The organism is Streptomyces sp. 147326 (genome assembly GCF_045000215.1).
Classification (GTDB): Bacteria; Actinomycetota; Actinomycetes; order Streptomycetales; family Streptomycetaceae; genus Streptomyces.
Map to the genome: position 1 here is coordinate 2,219,660 of NZ_CP134201.1, position 18,715 is coordinate 2,238,374.

At 73.4% G+C, this 18,715-nt stretch carries 14 protein-coding genes; 9 read left to right on the top strand and 5 right to left on the bottom strand.

What is annotated here, in order from left to right; genetic code table 11:
- Positions 1-7: 7 nt before the first annotated feature.
- From RIU97_RS10005 to RIU97_RS10015, 3 genes are read right to left on the bottom strand one after another with little or no spacing between them, the layout of a single operon-like run.
- Positions 8-1,042, bottom strand: a complete 1,035-nt coding sequence (locus tag RIU97_RS10005) for an ABC transporter substrate-binding protein (protein WP_404955327.1) — start codon at positions 1,040-1,042, stop codon at positions 8-10.
- A 41-nt stretch (positions 1,043-1,083) separates the two neighbouring features.
- Positions 1,084-1,647, bottom strand: coding sequence for an NADPH-dependent FMN reductase (gene ssuE / locus RIU97_RS10010; protein WP_404955329.1), 564 nt, complete (start codon positions 1,645-1,647; stop codon positions 1,084-1,086).
- Positions 1,648-1,707: 60 nt separating this feature from the next.
- Positions 1,708-2,646, bottom strand: coding sequence for a TauD/TfdA dioxygenase family protein (locus RIU97_RS10015; RefSeq protein WP_404955331.1), 939 nt, complete (start codon positions 2,644-2,646; stop codon positions 1,708-1,710).
- A 1,159-nt stretch (positions 2,647-3,805) separates the two neighbouring features.
- Between RIU97_RS10015 and RIU97_RS10020 the strand changes: the two genes are divergently transcribed.
- On the top strand, positions 3,806-4,918 hold the full coding sequence (locus RIU97_RS10020) for a MerR family transcriptional regulator (RefSeq protein ID WP_404955333.1): 1,113 nt from the start codon (positions 3,806-3,808) through the stop codon (positions 4,916-4,918).
- 14 nt (positions 4,919-4,932) lie between these two features.
- Here RIU97_RS10020 and RIU97_RS10025 read toward each other — a convergent pair whose 3' ends face one another.
- Positions 4,933-5,430, bottom strand: a complete 498-nt coding sequence (locus RIU97_RS10025) for a hypothetical protein (protein ID WP_404955336.1) — start codon at positions 5,428-5,430, stop codon at positions 4,933-4,935.
- Between the two features lie 226 nt (positions 5,431-5,656).
- Between RIU97_RS10025 and RIU97_RS10030 the strand changes: the two genes are divergently transcribed.
- The 4 genes from RIU97_RS10030 to meaB all read left to right on the top strand — a co-directional run bounded on the left by RIU97_RS10030 (position 5,657) and on the right by meaB (position 11,585).
- Positions 5,657-6,244 carry a hypothetical protein gene (locus RIU97_RS10030; RefSeq protein WP_404955338.1) on the top strand — a complete coding sequence of 196 codons (588 nt, stop codon included), beginning with the start codon at positions 5,657-5,659 and terminating at the stop codon, positions 6,242-6,244.
- 301 nt (positions 6,245-6,545) lie between these two features.
- Positions 6,546-8,411, top strand: coding sequence for a methylmalonyl-CoA mutase family protein (locus tag RIU97_RS10035; RefSeq protein WP_404955341.1), 1,866 nt, complete (start codon positions 6,546-6,548; stop codon positions 8,409-8,411).
- On the top strand, positions 8,408-10,591 hold the full coding sequence (gene scpA / locus RIU97_RS10040) for a methylmalonyl-CoA mutase (protein WP_404955344.1): 2,184 nt from the start codon (positions 8,408-8,410) through the stop codon (positions 10,589-10,591). Before RIU97_RS10035 ends, scpA begins: the two co-directional genes overlap by 4 nt.
- 10 nt (positions 10,592-10,601) lie before the next feature.
- Positions 10,602-11,585: a methylmalonyl Co-A mutase-associated GTPase MeaB gene (gene meaB / locus RIU97_RS10045; protein WP_404955346.1), complete on the top strand. Its 984-nt coding sequence runs from the start codon at positions 10,602-10,604 to the stop codon at positions 11,583-11,585.
- Between the two features lie 149 nt (positions 11,586-11,734).
- Here meaB and RIU97_RS10050 read toward each other — a convergent pair whose 3' ends face one another.
- A complete protein-coding gene (locus RIU97_RS10050) occupies positions 11,735-12,736 on the bottom strand; it encodes an asparaginase (RefSeq protein ID WP_404955349.1) in 1,002 nt (333 codons plus the stop codon).
- Between the two features lie 139 nt (positions 12,737-12,875).
- Between RIU97_RS10050 and RIU97_RS10055 the strand changes: the two genes are divergently transcribed.
- The 4 genes from RIU97_RS10055 (at position 12,876) to RIU97_RS10070 (ending at position 18,710) form a co-directional block, all read left to right on the top strand.
- Positions 12,876-13,334, top strand: coding sequence for an Lrp/AsnC family transcriptional regulator (locus tag RIU97_RS10055; protein ID WP_404955351.1), 459 nt, complete (start codon positions 12,876-12,878; stop codon positions 13,332-13,334).
- 5 nt (positions 13,335-13,339) lie between these two features.
- The gene (locus tag RIU97_RS10060) at positions 13,340-15,469 is read left to right on the top strand and encodes a protein kinase domain-containing protein (RefSeq protein ID WP_404955353.1); all 2,130 of its coding nucleotides are present in this window, start codon (positions 13,340-13,342) and stop codon (positions 15,467-15,469) included.
- A 105-nt stretch (positions 15,470-15,574) separates the two neighbouring features.
- A complete protein-coding gene (locus RIU97_RS10065) occupies positions 15,575-16,510 on the top strand; it encodes a serine/threonine protein kinase (protein WP_404955355.1) in 936 nt (311 codons plus the stop codon).
- A 4-nt stretch (positions 16,511-16,514) separates the two neighbouring features.
- Positions 16,515-18,710, top strand: coding sequence for a protein kinase domain-containing protein (locus RIU97_RS10070; protein ID WP_404955357.1), 2,196 nt, complete (start codon positions 16,515-16,517; stop codon positions 18,708-18,710).
- Positions 18,711-18,715 lie beyond the last annotated feature (5 nt).

Sequence of the window (18,715 nt, forward strand, 5' to 3'; positions counted from 1 at the left end):
GCGGCCGTCACCCCTTTCCGTAAGCGTTGAACTCGTTGGTGTAGAGGTCGGACGGCTCGAACTGCCCCTGCTTGATCTCGCCGCGCTCACCGAGCCAGTCGAGCCAGAGCTGGAACTCCTGGTCGGGTATCCGGCCGCCCGTCTCGGCGATCCCGTAGGAGCGCCAGTACTGCAGGGCGGTGGTGTCCTCGTTGCGGCCGCGCTTCTTGACGATCTCGGTCATCCGGGCGACGGCCTCCTCGCGCGGGGTGGTGCGGGACCACTCGATGGCCTTGGCCACGCCCGTCACGAAGGTCCGTACGGTGTCCGGGTTCTGCTTGATGAAGCGCTCGGTCATGATGTAGGTGCCCGCGCTGAACGGGCCGAGCAGTTCCACGTCGGTGAACAGCGGGCGGATGCCGCCTGCGGCGAGGGCCTTGTCGCGCAGGATGCCGGTGAGCACCCCGACCTCGATCTGCTTGGCGCGCAGCGCCTGTTCGGTGTTGACGGGCGGAATCACCAGGGCCTCGACCTTGGCCGCGTCCGCCTTGGCGAGGCCGTTGCGGCTGAGGTAGGTGTCGAGCAGCGCCTGGTAGTGGGCACCCAGGGTGTTCATGCCGACCTTCTTGCCGATCAGGTCCCGGGCGGAGCGGATCGGGCTGTCCTCGAGGACGAAGTAGCCGGCGTAGGAGTGCTGGTCCGAGCCGTAGGAGGAGATGACCGCCTTGATCGGCGCCTTGCCGGCGGCGAGCTTGATGACCGCGCCGTTGAAGGCGCTGCCGAAGTGGGTCTGGCCGGTGGCGGCGGACTGGATGTCCTGCGGGCCGCTGATGGTGTTGCCGACCCACTCCAGCTTGAGGTCGCCCAGGTAGCCCAGGTCGGCGGCGAGTTCGGGGAGGGTGACGGCTCCGACCGACCCCTGGTACTTGAGCGAGGTGACCTGCGAGCCGGAGCCGCCTCCGTTGGCGGTGGCCGTGCCGCAGCTCACCGCGGCCGCCGAAATGCCGAGCAGGGTGAGGAACTGGCGCCGGGAGGTGCGGGTCGGGGTGAAGGCTGCGGGCATGACGGGGTCCTTGTCGGTGCGGGTTGCGTGGTGGCGTGGTGTTACGGGGCTGTGGTGAGCGCGGCGGCAGCGGCGGGCGCCGTGCGCAGGGCCTCGGCGAACTCGTCGACCGCCTGGAAGAGGTCGAGCTCGGCCTCGGGCCGCAGCCGGTCGGGGCCGGATCCGCGCTCGACGGAGGAGTCCAGGACGAAACGGCCGGCGGTGACGTGCCGGGCGCCGAGGGCGGCGAGCACGGGGCGCAGGGCGTAGTCGATGGTCAGGACGTGGGCGAGGCTGCCGCCGGTGGCCAGCGGCAGAATCGTCTTGCCGGCGAGGCCGTCCTGCGGGAGCAGGTCGAGGAAGGCCTTGAGCAGGCCGGTGTACGAGGCCTTGTAGACCGGGGTCGCGATGACCAGGCCGTCGGCCTCGGCGACGGCCTCGAGCGCCCGGCGGATCTCCAGCTCGCCTCGGCGGGCGGCGAGCAGGTCGGCTGCGGGGAGCTCGCGCACGGCCAGGTGTGCGGTCCCGAAGCCGGAGTGGGACAGGCGGCGCAGCACGTGGTCGGCGACGACGGCGGTACGGGAGTGGGCGGAGGGGCTGCCGGTGATGGCGAGCAGGTGGGGCACGGGGGCTCCTTGGGTGACGTACGGGGAGCGGGCGGGGTGGTGCTGGGCGGGGCCGGTCGGTCAGGCGGAGGTGGAGGCGCCCGACGGGATGCCGAAGGCGGGGTCCGGGACGGCCTCCGGGCTGAGCAGGCGGGAGGGCTCGCCGTCGGGACCGACCGGGACGTCGCCGTCGACGGTGACGCGGCGCAAGGTTCGCTCGTGGCCGTCGGAGTCGTCGACGCCGTAGTGCTGGGTGGCGCGGTTGTCCCAGATCGCGACGTCGCCCGCCTGCCACTGCCAGCGGACGGTGTTCTCGGGGCTCTCGATGTGCGACTGGAACAGGTCCTGGAGGACGCGGGAGTCGCGGCCGGTGAGGCCGTTGATCCGCTGGACGAAGTTGCCGAGCAGCAGGGTGCGTTCGCCGGTCTCGGGGTGGACGCGGACCACCGGGTGCTCGGTGAGGAACTTGGTGGAGGTGAACACCTCGCGGTACTGGGCCAGGGCCTCGGGGAGGGCGTCGGGCTTGAGGGCGGCGTAGTCGTACTCGTTGGAGTGGACGGCGCGCAGGCCGTCGGCGAGGGCGCGGAGCGGCTCGGGGAGGTGGGAGTAGGCGGTGGCCGTGTTGGCCCAGAGGGTGTTGCCGCCGTACGGGGGGATGGTGACGGCGCGGAGGATGGAGAAGGCGGGGTAGGCGGGGACGAAGGTGACGTCGGTGTGCCACTGGTTGGCGCGGGCGCCGTGGTGGGAGTCGATGCCGAGGGCGTAACGGCCGTCCGCGGAGGGGACGGTGGGGTGCGCGACCGGCGCGCCGAGCAGCTGTGCGAAGGCCTCGTGGCCGGCCTCGTCGAGGTGGTCCTGGCCGCGGAAGAAGACGACCTTGTGCGCGAGGAGGGCGGCGCGGATCCCGGCGACGGCGGCGTCGGGCAGATCGCCGCCGAGCCGTACGCCGCCGATCTCGGCGCCGATGCGGCCGCCGATCTTGGTGACGGTGACGGTGGGGGCGGGAAGGGTGGTGGCCATGGGAGCTCCCTGCTGAGGACTGGCTGCGGGCAGGTTCGTATCCGCAGCGGAGGAGACGGAGTTGCGCGAAGCGGTGTGTGGTGCGGGTGGTACGGCTGCGGGTGCCGGCTCCGAGGCCGCGCGGGCCCCTCGGGTGGCCCGCCCACGCCGCCCCGACGGCGGCCCTCTCCGCCCGGCGGGCACCGAGCCGAAGACGCCCCCGGGCCGGACACCTTCCCGCCCGGGCACCCCAGGGCCGTCCCCGGGGCGGCATGCCTGGTGGGCGCCATCCGTGGGAACCCGCGACGGGGCACCGTGCGTGAGGCACCCTGGCAGGGCGCCGTCCAGTGGGACACCCAGGTGAGGCCCCGGCCGGCGGGACATCCCGGTGGGGCTTCGGCTCGGCCGGACACCCCCGGTAGGGGGAGCCGTCGGGGAGCCGCCCGGGCTGGGCTCCGAAGGCGGTTGCCGCCCCGGCAGGGCGTACCGCGACGACGCCGCGCCGGTGAGGCCTCACCCCGGAGAGCCACCCCTGGTCGGGCACCGTCCAGCCGGGCAACCCCGGTGCGAGGCGGCGTCACCCCTCGGAGAGGCGACCCGGGTGGGGGCGCCGTCCTGGCCGGGCCCCCGTAGAGGGGCACGGTTCCGGAACGGCGGTCCCGGTCGGCGGCGGGCCGGGTCGGGGAAGGGCATCGCTGGTGGGGCGGCGGGCCCGGTCAGGGGTGCCGAGCCGGATGGACGTTCCTGGTGGGTCGTCCTGGCCGGGGCGGCGTGACGCGGCGGGGCCGGGAGGGCGGGGCGGGGGTCAGGCCGTGGGGGCCGGACAGCGGCCCGGACACTCGCCCGGCTCGGTACAGAGGCCGGGGGTGTGGAGCCGCGTGGCGAGAAGTTCGGTCGCGGACATGGCTCGGAGACTGTCAGCGCCCCGGCCGCCGGTCAACCCCCGCCCGAAGCACCCGGAGGTGGCCGGAACGGACCCCCCACCGGACCTCGCACACCGGCTTTGATCTGGGCTTTCCTTCGGTTCCGCACATCATCCACAGGGCCAGCGGCGGCCGAAAATTCATGGCTGGATTTCACGACCCCGCAACGCCACCGCCACGCATGCCGCCCCACGACAGCGGCGGCGGTTGACCCTCGACCTGGTGGAGGGCCCAGAGTTGCGGGTGTGGAGAGCGAGATGCGCAGCATTGGCGAGATGGCCCGGGACAGCGGGCTGACGGTGAGCACCCTGCGGTTCTACGACGGTGCGGGCGTGCTGGTCCCGGCCTGGGTGGATCCGGTGAGCGGGTACCGGTGGTACGGCCCCGGGCAGCTCGAAGAGTCCCGGTTGCTGGCCCGGCTGCGGCGGGCGGGCATGCCGTTGGCGGACATCCGGCTGTTGCTGGCCGGCTGGTCCAGTGCGGACACCGACCTGGTGCGCAAGCTGCTCGAGGCACATCTGCGCCGTCTTGAACGGGGGTTGTCCGATGCGCGCAGTGAGTTCTCCGCCGTCCGAGCGCTACTCGAATGCAGGGAGAATCCCATGACCGCGCTCCGCACCACCACCGCCACGGCCGCCACCGCCACCGCCACCGTGCGGCTGACCGTTTCCGCCCCCGACCTGGCCGCCGCGCTGGACGCGGTCCGCTTCGCCGCCGGCACCGATCCGGACCTGCCGGTGCTCGGCGGTGTCCTGTTCGACATCGAGGGCGACGCGCTCCGCGTCGTGGCCACCGACCGCTACCGGATGGCCGTCGCACGGGCCGGTACCGCCGGCCACGAAGGGCCCCGCGTACAGGTCGTCGTACCGTCCCCGCTCGCCGACGCGATGCGGGCGCTGCTGAGCGACGACGCCCCGGTCCGGCTCGCCGTGGACGGTGGCCGCGTGACCCTGGAGGCGGGGGACCGCCAGACGGCCGGCCAGTGCGTCGATCACGACTTCCCCGACTACCGTCGCCTCGTCCGCCTGCCGGCAGGGCGCCGCGCCCTCGTCGATGTCGCGGCCTTCCGGGAGGCGTTGGAGACCGGCCCCGTCCGTGCGGGTGAGGTGCGCGAGCAGGACGGTGTCTCCTGCGACCTCAGCGTGCTCAAGGTGACGGCCGAGGGTGGGGTGACCGTCTGCGAGGACGGCGACGACGACCGGCACCGCGTCGCCGTCAACCGCGAGTTCCTTCTGCACGCCCTCGCCGCCGCCGGCGCCCGCGACCGGCTGGTCCTGGAGTTCGGCGCCCCCACGGCGCCCCTGGCGATCCGCCGGACCGACACCGAGGACACGTTTTCGCTCCTGATGCCCGTCCGTCTGGAGGACTGACCGGCGCGGCGCGCTCAGGCCCCTGCCCAGGTGCGGAGGAGGGACTCCCGTACGGGTGGCTTGGGCGTGCCCTCCTGGGCGTGGTCGCGGCCCCAGGCCTCCAGGGTCCGGGGGTCCGCGGTTCCCGCGACGAAACGGGCGAGCAGGTCCTGGGAGAGGGCCGTCTCCCCGGCGCCGTAGCCGGCGACCGCCGCGGGGGCCGTCACCTCTTCCGGCCCGTTCTCCGTCTCCAGCCGCAGGGTCATCTCGGGCGGGCCCTCGCCGCGGAAGGCGTCGAGCGCGGCCGAGAGCACCGACCCGAGGAGCTTCACCGCGCGGCCCGACGGGCCCTCGACGGGCACGTCCTCGACGACCGCGGAGCGCAGCTCCTCCCACGTCCACGTCCGGGAGCCGTCGGGGTCCACCGCTTCCAGCCCGTCGCCGGTCAGCCGCACGCAGCCGCCGATGGCGCTCGGCGGCGACCCCACGTACACCGCGTCCGGAGTGACCCAGAACAACCCGACCATCGCCACAACCGACTCCCACCACTCGCGCCACCGGCCCCGCCCACCACCCGTACCGCCCGGGCGGAACGGACCACCGCAGACACGCCGGGAGCCGGGCCCGTCCGGATGCATCCGCGCCCGCCGGGACGGACGCTGGGAGGGTGGGCCGGGAATCCGCACGTGAGCGTCATCGTCCGCCCCCGGCGCCGCCCCCACGTCACGGGAAGTGATCCGCATGGCCGACCGTTCACGGATGCAGCGCCTTCTGATGCTCTCCGCCTCGGCGGCCCTGGCGGCCGGGGGCGTGCTGCCCTCCACCCCCGCGTTCTCCGCCCCGCCGGCGGCGTACGCCGGCGCCGAGACCACAGCGCCCGCCGTGGATTGGGTGAAGACCACCGATCCCCCCAGTGGCATCACGGCCGAGCTTCCCGGAAAGGCGCATGTCCGGAACGCCTCCATCCCCACCGCCGGCGGCGGGACCGTCGAGGGCCGCTCGTACGGGCTGGAGGTCCCCGAGGGAGCCATCGGATTCACCGTCCACGACATACCGGGCGATCAGCTGTCCCTCGACGAGGCCGTCCAGGGCCTCACCGACAAGTACGAGGAACTCGGCGGCGCACCCCTCACCAGCACCGACGTCAAGAAGAAGACGGTGGACGGCCGCCGGGTCATCGACGCGCGCCTCTCCACGGTGGAACACGACCAGCGCCTGGTCGGATGGGTGCGCGTGATCGCCGACGACGACCACCTCGTGCAGGCCCTGACCCTGGGTCCCGAGGACGGCGAGAAGACCCTGAAGGAGATGCACGAGCGACTCGTCGACAGCATCCGCATCCCCTGACCGGGCTCGGCGCTTCTGTCGGAAGTCTTCAATCCGGCGCTCAGGGTCGTGACCGCGCCGGCGGAGGTCCCGCACCGGAGAAGTCCGCGGGGGACCGGGACCGCCAGGACGGACCTCTCGCCCGTCCGTGGAGATCCCCGACGGATCGTGGTAACGCGCGCGGGTCCGTACGTACTCCCCAGTACCTCGGCAACGGTGCTGCTCAGCCCGCTAGTCAAGATCCTTTCACTATCTCATGAGAGGGCGAGATCACACCGGACGGTATGGTGCGCCCCAAGCGCCCGCCCCTAGCATTCGAGCCATGACGGTCCTGCCTGACGACGGGCTCTCCCTGGCCGCCGAGTTCCCTGACGCGACGCATGAGCAGTGGCAGCGCCTTGTAGAAGGCGTACTGCGCAAGTCGGGCAAGGAAGCCTCCGGCGAGGCCGCAGAAGATGCGTTGTCCACCCCACTCGAGGACGGGCTCACCACCCGCCCGCTCTACACCGCGCCGCCCGACGGGGCGGCTCCCGACACCGGTCTCCCCGGCTTCGCCCCCTTCGTACGCGGAGGCAGGCCGGAGGGCACCACCGCGAACGGCTGGGACGTGCGCCAGCGCCTCGCGGGCACCGATCCGGTGCGCGTGAACGAAGCTGCCCTCGCCGACCTGGAGAACGGGGTCACCTCCCTCTGGTTCACCGTGGGCCGCGCCGGCCTCCCGGTCGACGGCCTCGAGCGGGCGCTGGAGGGGGTCTACCTGGACCTCGCCCCGGTCTCCCTGGACGCGGGCGCCCAATACGCCGAAGCCGCGCGCGAGTTGCTGCGCCTGTTCACCGAGAGCGCGGTGTCCCCCGAGGCCGCCCGGGCCTCTCTGGGCGCCGACCCGCTGGGCCACGAGGCCCGGACCGGCGAGGCGCTTGACCCGGCCGCCGCCGTGGAGCTGGCCCGGGAGGCCGCCGCCGGCTGGCCCGGGGTGCGCGCCCTGACCGTGGACGCCCTGCCCTACCACGAGGCCGGTGGCAGCGCCGCCGAGGAGCTGGGCCTGTCCCTGGCCACCGGTGTCGCCTACCTCCGCACTCTCACCGAGGCCGGGCTGAGCACCGAAGCGGCCCTCGGTCAGCTGGAGTTCCGCTACGCCGCCACCGCGGACCAGTTCCTCACCATCGCCAAGCTGCGCGCCGCGCGCCGGCTGTGGTCCCGTATCGCCGAGGCCTCGGGGGCCCCGGAGGCGGGTGCCCAGCTGCAGCACGCGGTGACCTCGCCGGTGATGATGACCCGCCGCGACCCGTGGGTGAACATGCTGCGCACCACCGTGGCCTGCATGGCCGCGGGCGTGGGCGGCGCGGATTCGGTCACCGTGCTCCCCTTCGACCACGAGCTGGGCCTGCCGGACGCCTTCGCGCGCCGGATCGCCCGCAACACCTCCACCATCCTGCTGGAGGAGTCGCACCTGGCCCGGGTGATCGACCCGGCCGGCGGCTCGTACTACGTGGAGCGGCTCACCGACGAACTGGCGCACGCGGCCTGGGCGTTCTTCCGGACCGTGGAGAAGGCCGGCGGCCAGGCCGCCGCCCTGCGTTCCGGTCTGGTCGCCGAGCGGCTGGCCGCCACCTGGGCCGAGCGCTCCAAGAAGCTGGCCAAGCGCCGCGAACCGATCACCGGCGTCAGCGAGTTCCCGCTGCTGTCGGAGAAGCCGGTCGTACGCGAGCCCGCGCCCGCCGGACCCACCGGCGGACTGCCGCGCGTGCGCCGCGACGAGGCGTACGAGGCCCTGCGCGCCCGCAGTGACGCGCACCTGGCGGCGACCGGCAAGCGGCCGAGGATCTTCCTCGCCGCGCTGGGCCCGGCGGCCGCGCACACCGCGCGGGCCACCTTCGCCTCGAACCTGTTCCAGGCGGGCGGCATCGAACCGGTGCACGATCCGGTGTCCGTGGATCCGGCGACGGCCGCCGAGGCCTACGCCGCGAGCGGCGCCGACGGCATGGCCGTGATCTGTTCCAGCGACGCGCTGTACGAGGAGCAGGCCGAGGCGGTGGCCGGGGCCCTGCGCACGGCGGGCGCCACGACCGTCTTCCTCGCCGGCAAGCCGGGCACCGCAGAGGCTTCCGTGGACGAGTACGTCTTCGCCGGCTGTGACGCCGTCGCCGTGCTGTCCTCCGTACTCGACCGGATGGGAGTGCCGTCTTGAGCATCCCCGATTTCTCCGAGCTGGCGCTCGGCTCCTCCGCCGCCGGGGTCTCCGAGGAGCAGTGGCGCGCCTCGGTGAAGGAGTCCACCGGCACCGCGGCCGCCGACCTGCTGTGGGAGACCCCCGAGGGCATCGGGGTCAAGCCGCTCTACACCGGGCGGGACCTGGAGGGCCTGGACTTCCTGCAGACGTACCCGGGCGTGGCCCCGTACCTGCGCGGCCCGTACCCGACGATGTACGTGAACCAGCCCTGGACGATCCGGCAGTACGCCGGCTTCTCCACGGCCGAGGAGTCGAACGCCTTCTACCGGCGCAATCTGGCGTCCGGTCAGAAGGGCCTGTCGGTGGCCTTCGACCTGCCGACGCACCGCGGCTACGACAGCGACCACCCGCGCGTGACGGGCGACGTCGGCATGGCGGGCGTGGCGATCGACTCGATCTACGACATGCGGCAGCTGTTCGACGGGATCCCGCTGGACAAGATGTCGGTGTCGATGACGATGAACGGCGCGGTGCTGCCCGTCCTCGCGCTCTACATCGTGGCGGCGGAGGAGCAGGGCGTCTCCCCCGACAAGCTGGCCGGGACCATCCAGAACGACATCCTCAAGGAGTTCATGGTCCGCAACACCTACATCTACCCGCCCAAGCCCTCGATGCGGATCATCTCCGACATCTTCTCCTTCACCTCGCAGAAGATGCCGCGGTACAACTCGATCTCCATCTCCGGCTACCACATCCAGGAGGCCGGGGCCACGGCCGACCTGGAGCTGGCGTACACCCTCGCCGACGGCGTGGAGTACCTGCGGGCGGGTCAGGCGGTCGGGCTGGACGTGGACGCGTTCGCGCCGCGCCTGTCGTTCTTCTGGGCGATCGGCATGAACTTCTTCATGGAGGTCGCGAAGCTGCGCGCGGCCCGCCTGCTGTGGGCGCGCCTGGTCAAGCAGTTCGACCCGAAGAACGCCAAGTCGCTGTCGCTGCGCACGCATTCCCAGACCTCCGGCTGGTCGCTGACCGCGCAGGACGTCTTCAACAACGTGACGCGCACGTGCATCGAGGCGATGGCGGCGACCCAGGGCCACACCCAGTCGCTGCACACCAACGCCCTCGACGAGGCCCTCGCGCTGCCGACGGACTTCTCGGCGCGCATCGCCCGCAACACCCAGCTGCTGCTGCAGCAGGAGTCGGGGACCTGCCGGTCCATCGACCCGTGGGGCGGCAGCGCGTACGTGGAGAAGCTGACGTACGACCTGGCGCGCCGCGCGTGGCAGCACATCGAGGAGGTCGAGGCGGCCGGCGGCATGGCGCAGGCCATCGACGCGGGCATCCCGAAGCTGCGCGTGGAGGAGGCCGCGGCGCGCACGCAGGCGCGGATCGACTCCGGGCGGCAGCCGGTGATCGGCGTGAACAAGTACCGCGTGGAGAACGACGAGGCGATCGACGTCCTGAAGGTCGACAACTCCTCGGTGCGCTCCCAGCAGATCGCCAAGCTGCGGCGGCTGCGCGAGGAGCGCGACGAGGCGGTCACGCAGGACACCCTGCGGGCGCTGACCAACGCCGCCGAGCGCGGGGACGGGAACCTGCTGGCCCTCGCGGTGGACGCGGCGCGCGCCAAGGCGACGGTGGGTGAGATCTCGGACGCACTGGAGAAGGTGTACGGGCGGCACGCGAGCCAGATCCGTACGATCTCGGGTGTGTACCGCACCGAGGCAGGCGAGTCCCCGTCCCTGGAGCGCACCCGTGCGCTCATCGACCGGTTCGAGGAGGCGGAGGGCCGCCGTCCGCGCATCCTGGTCTGCAAGATGGGCCAGGACGGGCACGACCGCGGCCAGAAGGTGATCGCGTCGGCCTTCGCCGACCTGGGCTTCGACGTGGACGTCGGCCCGCTGTTCCAGACCCCGGCGGAGGTGGCCCGCCAGGCCGTCGAGGCGGACGTCCACGTGGTGGGCGTCTCGTCGCTGGCGGCCGGCCACCTGACCCTCGTACCGGCGCTGCGCGAGCAGCTGGCGGAGGAGGGCCGCGAGGACATCATGATCGTCGTGGGCGGGGTGATCCCGCCGGCCGATGTCCCGACGCTGCTGGAGATGGGCGCGACGGCGGTGTTCCCGCCCGGCACGGTGATCCCGGACGCGGCCCACGACCTGGTGACGCGGCTGGCCGCGGACCTGGGCCACGAGCTGTAGGCGGCCGCCGGTGCCGAAGATCGACATCGAGGCCTACGCGAAGGGGGTGCTCGACGGGAAGCGCGCGTTCATCGCGCGCGCGATCACCCTCGTCGAGTCCACCCTGCCCGCTCACCGGGTCCTGGCGCAGGGGCTGTTGACGGAGCTGCTGCCGCACGCGGGCCGGGCCCGCCGGATCGGCATCAGCGGTGTCCCGGGGGTGGGCAAGTCCACCTTCATCGACGCGTTCGGCACCATGCTGACGGGTCTGGGCCACCGGGTCGCGGTCCTCGCGGTGGACCCGTCGTCCACGCGCACGGGCGGCTCCATCCTGGGTGACAAGACCCGGATGGAGCGGCTGTCCGTGCACCCGGCGGCCTTCGTACGGCCGTCCCCCTCGGCGGGCACGCTGGGCGGCGTCGCCAAGGCGACCCGCGAGTCGATGATCGTGATGGAGGCGGCGGGCTACGACGTGGTCCTCGTCGAGACGGTCGGCGTGGGCCAGTCGGAGACCACGGTGGCGGGGATGGTCGACTCCTTCCTGCTGCTCTCCCTGGCCCGTACGGGCGACCAGCTGCAGGGCATCAAGAAGGGCGTCCTGGAACTGGCCGACGTACTGGCCGTGAACAAGGCGGACGGCCCGCACGAGCGCGACGCGAAGGCGGCGGCGCGGGAACTGTCGGGCGCGCTGCGGCTGATGCACCCCGTGGACGCGGCCTGGACTCCGCCGGTCCTGACGTGCAGTGCGCGGGAGTCGGCCGGGCTGGACGAGGTGTGGAACCGCCTCGAACAGCACCGGACCCTGCTGGACGCGGGGGGCCGGCTGGCGGCGAAGCGGGCGGCGCAGCAGGTGGAGTGGACGTGGTCGATGGTCCGCGAGGAGTTGCTGGAGCGGTTGCGGGCGGATCCCGCGGTGCGGGAGCTTGCGCCGGAGCTGGAGGCCGCGGTGCGGGCGGGCTCCGTCACCCCGACCTCTGCGGCGGACCGCATCCTGTCGGCCTTCGGCGGCGCCTGACCCCTCGCGTGCGCGGCGCCGTTCCGGGGGCTCTGCCCCCGGACCCTGCCCCCGGACCCCCGCTCCTCAAACGCCGGAGGGGCTGAAATATGGCCTCGCCGGCGTTTGAGGCGCGGGGGTCCGGGGCGGAGCCGCGGGCGGGCCGCCGATTAGACCTTGGCCAGGATCGGGCTCGTCGCGTTCAGGGCGAGGCGGAGGATGCGGGTCTGTTCCACCGGGTTCTCGGTGGCGAGGAGGGCGGAGAGGACCGCGATGCGGGCCTGGCCGGCGCGCAGGGTGCCCGTCGGGACGGCTCCGGCCGCGACCAGGTCCACCGCGCCGCCGTGCGTGTAGATCTCGGTGACCGGCCCGGCCATGACCCGCGTGCTCAGCGCGACCAGCACACCCCGCCCGACGGCGACCTTGACCGCGTCCACGATCTCCGGGGTCGCGTTGCCCGCACCGGTGCCGACGAGGACGATGCCGCGCGCGCCCGCCTCGACGGCGGCGTTGAGCAGGAGCGGGTCGCCGTCGGCGTGGTGCACCACCACGTCCACGCGCGGCGGGAGTTCCGGCATCGCGGGCAGCGGGAGCGGCGCCGGGCGCTGCGGGGTGCGCAGGACGGTGACCTTGCCGAAGCCGATCTTCCCGAGCAGTTCCTTGGAGGGGTCCGCGAACGCGTCCAGTTCCACGGCCTGCGTCTTCACGGTGCCGCGCGCGGCGTGCACCCGCCCGGCGAAGGCGATCAGCACGCCCAGCCCGCGGGTGTTCGCGGCGGTGAGCAGCGCGTCGTAGAGGTTGCCCGGTCCGTCCCCGTCGGCGGTGCCCATGGGCCGCTGCGAACCGGTGAACACGACGGAGCGCGGGTCGTGGTGGTGGAGGTCGACGAGGAACGCCGACTCCTCCAGGGTGTCGGTGCCGTGGGTGACGACGATGCCGTCCACGCCGGGGTCGGCGAGCACCTCGTGCACGGTGCGCAGCAGGGTGAGCTGGTGGGCGGTGGTGAGCCGGGGGCTGTTCACGCTGAACAGGTCCACCACCCCGACCGTGACGCCCTCGGGCAGCGGCGCGGTCGCGATGACCTCGCTCCCGTCGGCGTCCGCGGCGAAGCCGGAGCCCTGCCAGCGGCTGGCTATCGTTCCGCCGGTGCTGATGACGACGATCCGTCCCATTGGCCGTGGCCGCCCTTCTCGTACTCACTCATGGTCACTCGCACATATGTGCTCAAAGCAGCAATGATAGAGCGATCTACGCGCAATGTGATTGCGTCTTCCACCCGACCTGTGACACAGCGTGGGTGATAATTGCGTCATGGACGCCATTGACAGGGATATCTTGCGCGAGCTCCAGGCGGACGGGCGCCTCAGCAACCAGGAGCTCGCCCAGCGCGTGGGTCTGACCCCGTCCCCGTGCATGCGGCGGGTGCGCCAGCTGGAACAGGACGGGGTCATCCAGGGCTACCGCGCCGTGATCTCCCCCGAGGCGGTCGGCCGCGGCTTCGAGGTGCTCGTCTCGATCGAGGTGCGCCGCGACCGCGAGGCCGTCGAGGCGTTCGAAGCGGCCCTCCAGGACATCCCCGACGTCATCGAGGCCTACCGCCTCTTCGGCAGCCCCGGCTGCCTGCTGCGGATCGCCGTCGCGGACCTGCGCGCGTACGAGCGCCTGTGGATCGAGAAGCTGACGGCCCTCACCGGCATCACCGAGGTCAACTCGCAGATCATCATGAAGCGCATCAAGGAACCGACCGGCCTGCCCGTCGACTTCCGCTGACACCCGTGAACGACAGGAAGCAGTACGCCATGAAACCCCTCGGTGCCGGTGACCCCATCCGGCTCGGCCCCTACCGCGTCCTGGGCGTCCTCGGCGAGGGCGGCATGGGCAAGGTGTACTTCGGCCGGGACGACGGCGGCGCCACGGCGGCCGTGAAGGTGCTGCTGCCGGAGCTCGCGCACGACCCGCACCTCGCCCAGCGGTTCCTGCGCGAGGCGCAGACCGCCCGGGCGGTCACCAGCGGCGGCGTCGCCCGGGTCCTGGACGCGCGGACCGAGGAGACCGAGAACCGGCCTTGGATCGCCACCGAGTTCCTGTCCGGGCCCACCCTCGACGACGCCGTCCGCCAGTACGGGCCCTTCGGCCCCGACGGCGTCCGCGCGCTCGCCGCCTCGCTCGCCGCCACCCTGCGGGACATCCACGCGGCGGGGCTGGTGCACCGCGACCTGAAGCCGGCGAACATCGTGCTCACTTCGACGGGACCGCGCGTCATCGACTTCGGCATCGCGCGCCCCGAGCACGGACTGACGCTCACCACCACGGGCCAGGTGCCGGTCACCCCCGGGTACGGCGCTCCGGAGCAGGTGCTCGGTCAGCGCGTCGGACCGGCCGCGGACGTCTTCTCGCTGGGCGCGGTGCTGGCGTACGCGGCCACCGGACAGCGCGCCTTCGACGGGACCCATGTGGCCGCCGTGCAGTACGAGGTGGTGCACGGGGAGCCGCGACTGGACTCCGTACCGCCCGGGTTGCGGCAGCTGATCGCGCCCTGCCTCGCCAAGGACCCCGCGCACCGCCCGGCCCCCGAGCAGATCGCGGGCGCCTTCGCCCCGCCGCCGGGAGCGGACCGGATCTGGCGCACCGGAGCCCTGGCCAAGGACATCGAGCGCCGGGGAGCCGAGGCCGACCGGCAGGCCACGGTCGTCGGGCAGGGGTCCGGGACCGGGCCGTCCCGCAGGCGGCTGCTGCGCACCGCGCTGGCGGCGGGGGGCGTACTGGCCGCCTCCGGCGGGGCCACGGGCGCCTGGTGGATGCTGCGCGTGGAGCCGCGCAAGATCCCCGCGGCCGGACCGGCCAAGGATGCCGAGCCGCTGTCGATCAGCGTGCGGAAGCACGGGACGCCTCCGGGCGAGCTGTGGGGTCCGCTGCCCGTGGCGGCAGGACCGGTCGACGGCGTGGTCACCACCCCGCTGCCGGTACTCGACGTGGTCGTCTTCGCGGCCGCGGGCGGCGGCCTCGCGGCGCGTCTGACGACCGACGGCAAGGAGAAGTGGCGGCTGCCCGACGTCCGGCCGGCCGCCGGACTCGTCGGACTGCCCGGCAACCGGTTCGCGACCGCGGGACCCGGTGGGGCACTGCTCGGCTTCGAGGCCTCCACCAGCAGGCAGGAGTGGTCGGTCGGGGACGCCGACACCGGTCGCATCCTGACCGCGGACGAGTCGGCGGTCTACCTGGTGACGCGCGGCGGGAAGCTGCGCGCCGTGGACACCGCCGGGCGCAAGGTCCGCTGGACGGTGCCGCTTCCCGAGGCAGCCGTGAAGGCACCCGGGCCGCGGGCCGCGGTCGGAACCGGGCGGCTCGTCGTCTTCGGCGCCGACGGCGATGTGATCGCCGTCGACACCGCTTCCGGAGCGACGGTCTGGCGGGTCGGCAGCCAGGCGAGGTCCGCCCTGCAGCCGCTCGTCATGAAGGACGTCGTCTACCTCGGCGGTCGGAGCCTGACGGCCCGGGACATCAGGACGGGCGCAGCGGTGTGGAAGGACAGGGAGACCAAGGCCACCGAAGCCCCGCAGTCGGGAGCCGGCGGCTGGGGGCCGGCGGCCTCGTGGGAGGACAGGGTGTTCGCGATGGACGGTACGGCGCTGTGCCAGGTGTTCACCGAGCGCGGCGGGGCACTGCCGTTGGACCGCAGCGCGAAGGGCCCGCCGCCGCACAGTCCCCCGCACGTGGAGGCCGGCACGCTGTGGGTCGTCCAGGGGGACGGTCAGGGCGTCTCGGCCCACTCCATCGTGAGCGGCCAACGGTACTGGACCTGGTCGGCCGAATCGCGGGGGCCCTGGGGCATGTCCGGCGCGGGGAACCGCGTCTTCCTCGTCAACGACGGGAGGCTCACGGCCATGCCCACCGTCGAGAAGTGAGGCGCACTCCCGGCCTGTTCCCCGCACGCGGTTCCCGCCCGGTTCAGCCGCCCCGGCAGGGACCGCTTAGGCTCGGGGCCGATCAACCGACCCGGGAGAGCGCACATGGAACGCCTTCGTCACGACGACCCGTCGCACGTCGGGCCGTACGTGATCCTGGCCCGGCTCGACACCGAGTCCACCGAGCGCACCGTTCCCGAACGCCGCTACCTCGGGCGCACCGCCGACGGGGAGCGCACCGTCCTCGTCTGCGTGCCCCGGGTCGGCGCCGATCCGTCCCGGTGGGCGATCGAGGCCGAGGGCGCCCGGCGGCTGTCCGTGCCGCGGTTCCTCCGCATCGCGGAGGTGGGCGGCACGGCCGGCTTCCCCTGGTACGCGGCCCCGTACACGCCCGCGCTGCCGCTGCCGGCCGTGCTCGCCGCGTACGGCGGCCCGCTGCCCGAGGACACCGTCCGCCGGCTCGGAGCCGCGCTCGCGGAGGCGCTGACCGCCGCGCACGCCCAAGGGGTGACCCACGCGGGGCTGTCGCCGGCCGCGGTGCTGGTCACCCCGGGCGGACCGGTACTGACCTGCTTCGGTGCCGTACGGGCCGCAGCCCCCGACGGGACGCATCGGACGGGGCTGCCCGGGCTCGATCCGGGCTGCCTTGCCGTGGAGCAGGCGTCGGGGGGCCGCCCGCGGCCGCTCGGGGACGTCTTCGCCCTGGGCGCCGTCCTGGCGTACGCCTCGACCGGCCACACCGTGCCCGAGCAGAGCGAACTGCCGCCGGGTCTGCGGACGCTGGTCGGATCCTGTCTGTCGTCCGACCCGGCGATCCGGCCGCGGTCCGCGCAGGACGTCCTGGGCGAACTCGTGTCCCCCGGGGCGGGACCCGCCCCGTCCGAGGACCCGTACGCGCAGGCCGGCACGGTCCTCGACCATGGAGCCGTACCGCTGCCGGGCCGGGTCGTCGCCGCGCTCGCCGCCCAGTCCGCCGCGCTGCTCTCCGCGGAACTCCCTTCCCCGCAACAGCCGTTCGTCTCGGCCCAGAAGGTGCACTGACCCGATGTCCGTCCCGGCACCCCGCGCCCCGCTCGCACCGCTCACGCACGACGATCCGCAGCACCTCGGCGATTTCCGGCTGCTCGCCCGGCTCGGCAGCGGCGGCATGGGCACGGTCTACCTGGCCCGCTCGGCGGGCGGGCGGACGGTCGCACTGAAGACCGTGCACGCCCGGATCGCCGCCGACACCACCTTCCGCACCCGGTTCCGGCTGGAGTCGGACGCGGCCCGGGTCATCGGCGACCGGTACGGAGCCCGCGTCTTCGCCTCCGACGCACTGGCCGCCACGCCCTGGCTGGCCACCGAGTACGTCATCGGGCCGCAGCTCGACGAGGCGGTCCGGCTCTGCGGTCCGCTGCCCGAGTCGTGCGTCCGCGCCCTGGGCGCGGAGCTCGCCCTGGCGCTCGGGCAGCTGCACCGCTCGGACGTGGTGCACCGTGACCTCAAGCCGTCCAACATCATGGTCACGGCCGCCGGCCCCAAGGTCATCGACTTCGGCATCGCGCGGGCCCTCGGCGACGAGCGGCTGACCAGTACCGGGAGAGCGGCGGGCACCCCCGCCTACATGTCGCCTGAGCAGGCCGGCGGTCTCGAACACTCCGCGGCCGGCGATGTGTTCGCGCTGGCCGGCGTCCTGGTGTTCGCCGCGTCCGGGCACGGTCCCTTCGGCGGCGGGCAGGCCGCGGACCTGCTCTACCGGGTGCGGTACGCGGAACCCGACCTGGGCGGCGTACCGGCGGCGCTGACTCCGCTGCTCGCCCGCTGCCTGTCCAAGGACCCGGCCCAGCGCCCCACGACGGCCGAGCTGGCGGACCTGCTCGCGCCCGGCGGCGCCCCGTTCGCGGACGGGCTGCCGCAGCCTGTGCTCGCGGACATCGCCCGGCGCAGCGGGGCGGTGTGGCAGGAGCCGCCGCTCCGGCTGCCGGCGCCCCTCGGGGAAGCGGACACCGTCGTCGCCGACGGCGCCGGCATGTCACGCCGCAGACTGTTCGCGGTCTCCGGGGCCGCGGCCGGCGCCGTCGCGCTCGCGGCGGGGGGCGGGATGTGGGCCTGGCTCGGCAACCGCGGCGAAGACGGGAGCGGGGCCGCGGACGCCGGGCAGCCCACGCTGAAACCGCCGCCCGACGCGCTGTGGCAGGCCGACCTGGAGCGCCCCTTGGTGGGCAGCGCCCCTCTGCCGGTGAACGGCATGCTCGTCATGGCCACCGGAAACACGACCAGCGGGGTCTTCCAGCAGGACGGCAAGCACGTGAGGGACATCCAGGGGTTCGCGTCCGCCTGGCGCGTCGCCACCGACGGCAAGGCCCTTTACGCGGTCAGGAAGCCGGACGCCGCGGACAAGGCCCTCGCGGTGGTACCCCTGCTCCTGGAGGACGGCAAGGAGCAGGCGCCGCTCGTCCAACTTCCCGCGTACGACGGCACGAACACGCTCAACCAGATCCTCGGTGTGGCCGGCGACACCGTGTTCCTCTACGCCAAGGCGGCCGGGAGCGGCCAGTGGTCCCTGGTGGCCGCGAGCCTGAAGACCGGCAAGGAACTGTGGCGGCAGCCGACGGAGGCACCCACCGAGGAGCAGGAGCAGTTGGGGCGCCCGACCCCCGTCGGCGTCAAGGCCGTACGCGGCGGCGTACTGCTGTGGCAGCACGTCGAGACGAGCGGCGCCTTGCGGGTGTCCGTGCACGACGCCGGCAGCGGCGCCGAGCGCTGGAACGTGTCGCTGGAAGCACCCGGCGCCACGCCGGGCCGGCTGGCCACGGATGACGACCGCGTGTACATCGGCGCCAAGAGGGTGCACGCGCTGCGGCTCACCGACGGCGGGTCCGCCTGGGTCTTCGGCGCGGACCGCGACGCGGGCGAGGTGGGCGCCCGGCGCCGGTACGGCATGCCGGCCGTCCGCGACGGGATCGTCTACGCCGTGGAGGGCACGCGCGGCATCGTCGCCATCAGCGCCGTCTTCGGCACGTTGCAGTGGACGGACGTCCTGCCGGAGGGCACGAAGCCGAATCGCGACATCGCCCCTGTAGTCACCCCGAGCCACATCTACAGCATGGACGCGGCGGGCCTGCGGGCCGTCCGCATCCGCACCCAGAGCGCGGTCTGGCACTACAAGACGAGCGCCTACGCCCTGACGCCGGATCCGGACGGCAAGCGGCTCTACCTCCGCGAGGAGAGCAAGCTGATCGCCTTCCCGCTCCCGTAGGGCCG

Excerpts from the sequence above, each read along its gene's own strand:
- RIU97_RS10005 (WP_404955327.1), bottom strand. The coding sequence starts at position 1,042 with ATGCCCGCAGCCTTCACCCCGACCCGCACCTCCCGGCGCCAGTTCCTC.
- RIU97_RS10015 (WP_404955331.1), bottom strand. The coding sequence starts at position 2,646 with ATGGCCACCACCCTTCCCGCCCCCACCGTCACCGTCACCAAGATCGGC.
- RIU97_RS10065 (WP_404955355.1), top strand. The coding sequence starts at position 15,575 with ATGGAACGCCTTCGTCACGACGACCCGTCGCACGTCGGGCCGTACGTG.
- RIU97_RS10020 (WP_404955333.1), top strand. The coding sequence starts at position 3,806 with ATGCGCAGCATTGGCGAGATGGCCCGGGACAGCGGGCTGACGGTGAGC.
- RIU97_RS10050 (WP_404955349.1), bottom strand. The coding sequence starts at position 12,736 with ATGGGACGGATCGTCGTCATCAGCACCGGCGGAACGATAGCCAGCCGC.
- RIU97_RS10055 (WP_404955351.1), top strand. The coding sequence starts at position 12,876 with ATGGACGCCATTGACAGGGATATCTTGCGCGAGCTCCAGGCGGACGGG.
- RIU97_RS10030 (WP_404955338.1), top strand. The coding sequence starts at position 5,657 with ATGCAGCGCCTTCTGATGCTCTCCGCCTCGGCGGCCCTGGCGGCCGGG.
- RIU97_RS10035 (WP_404955341.1), top strand. The coding sequence starts at position 6,546 with ATGACGGTCCTGCCTGACGACGGGCTCTCCCTGGCCGCCGAGTTCCCT.
- RIU97_RS10070 (WP_404955357.1), top strand. The coding sequence starts at position 16,515 with ATGTCCGTCCCGGCACCCCGCGCCCCGCTCGCACCGCTCACGCACGAC.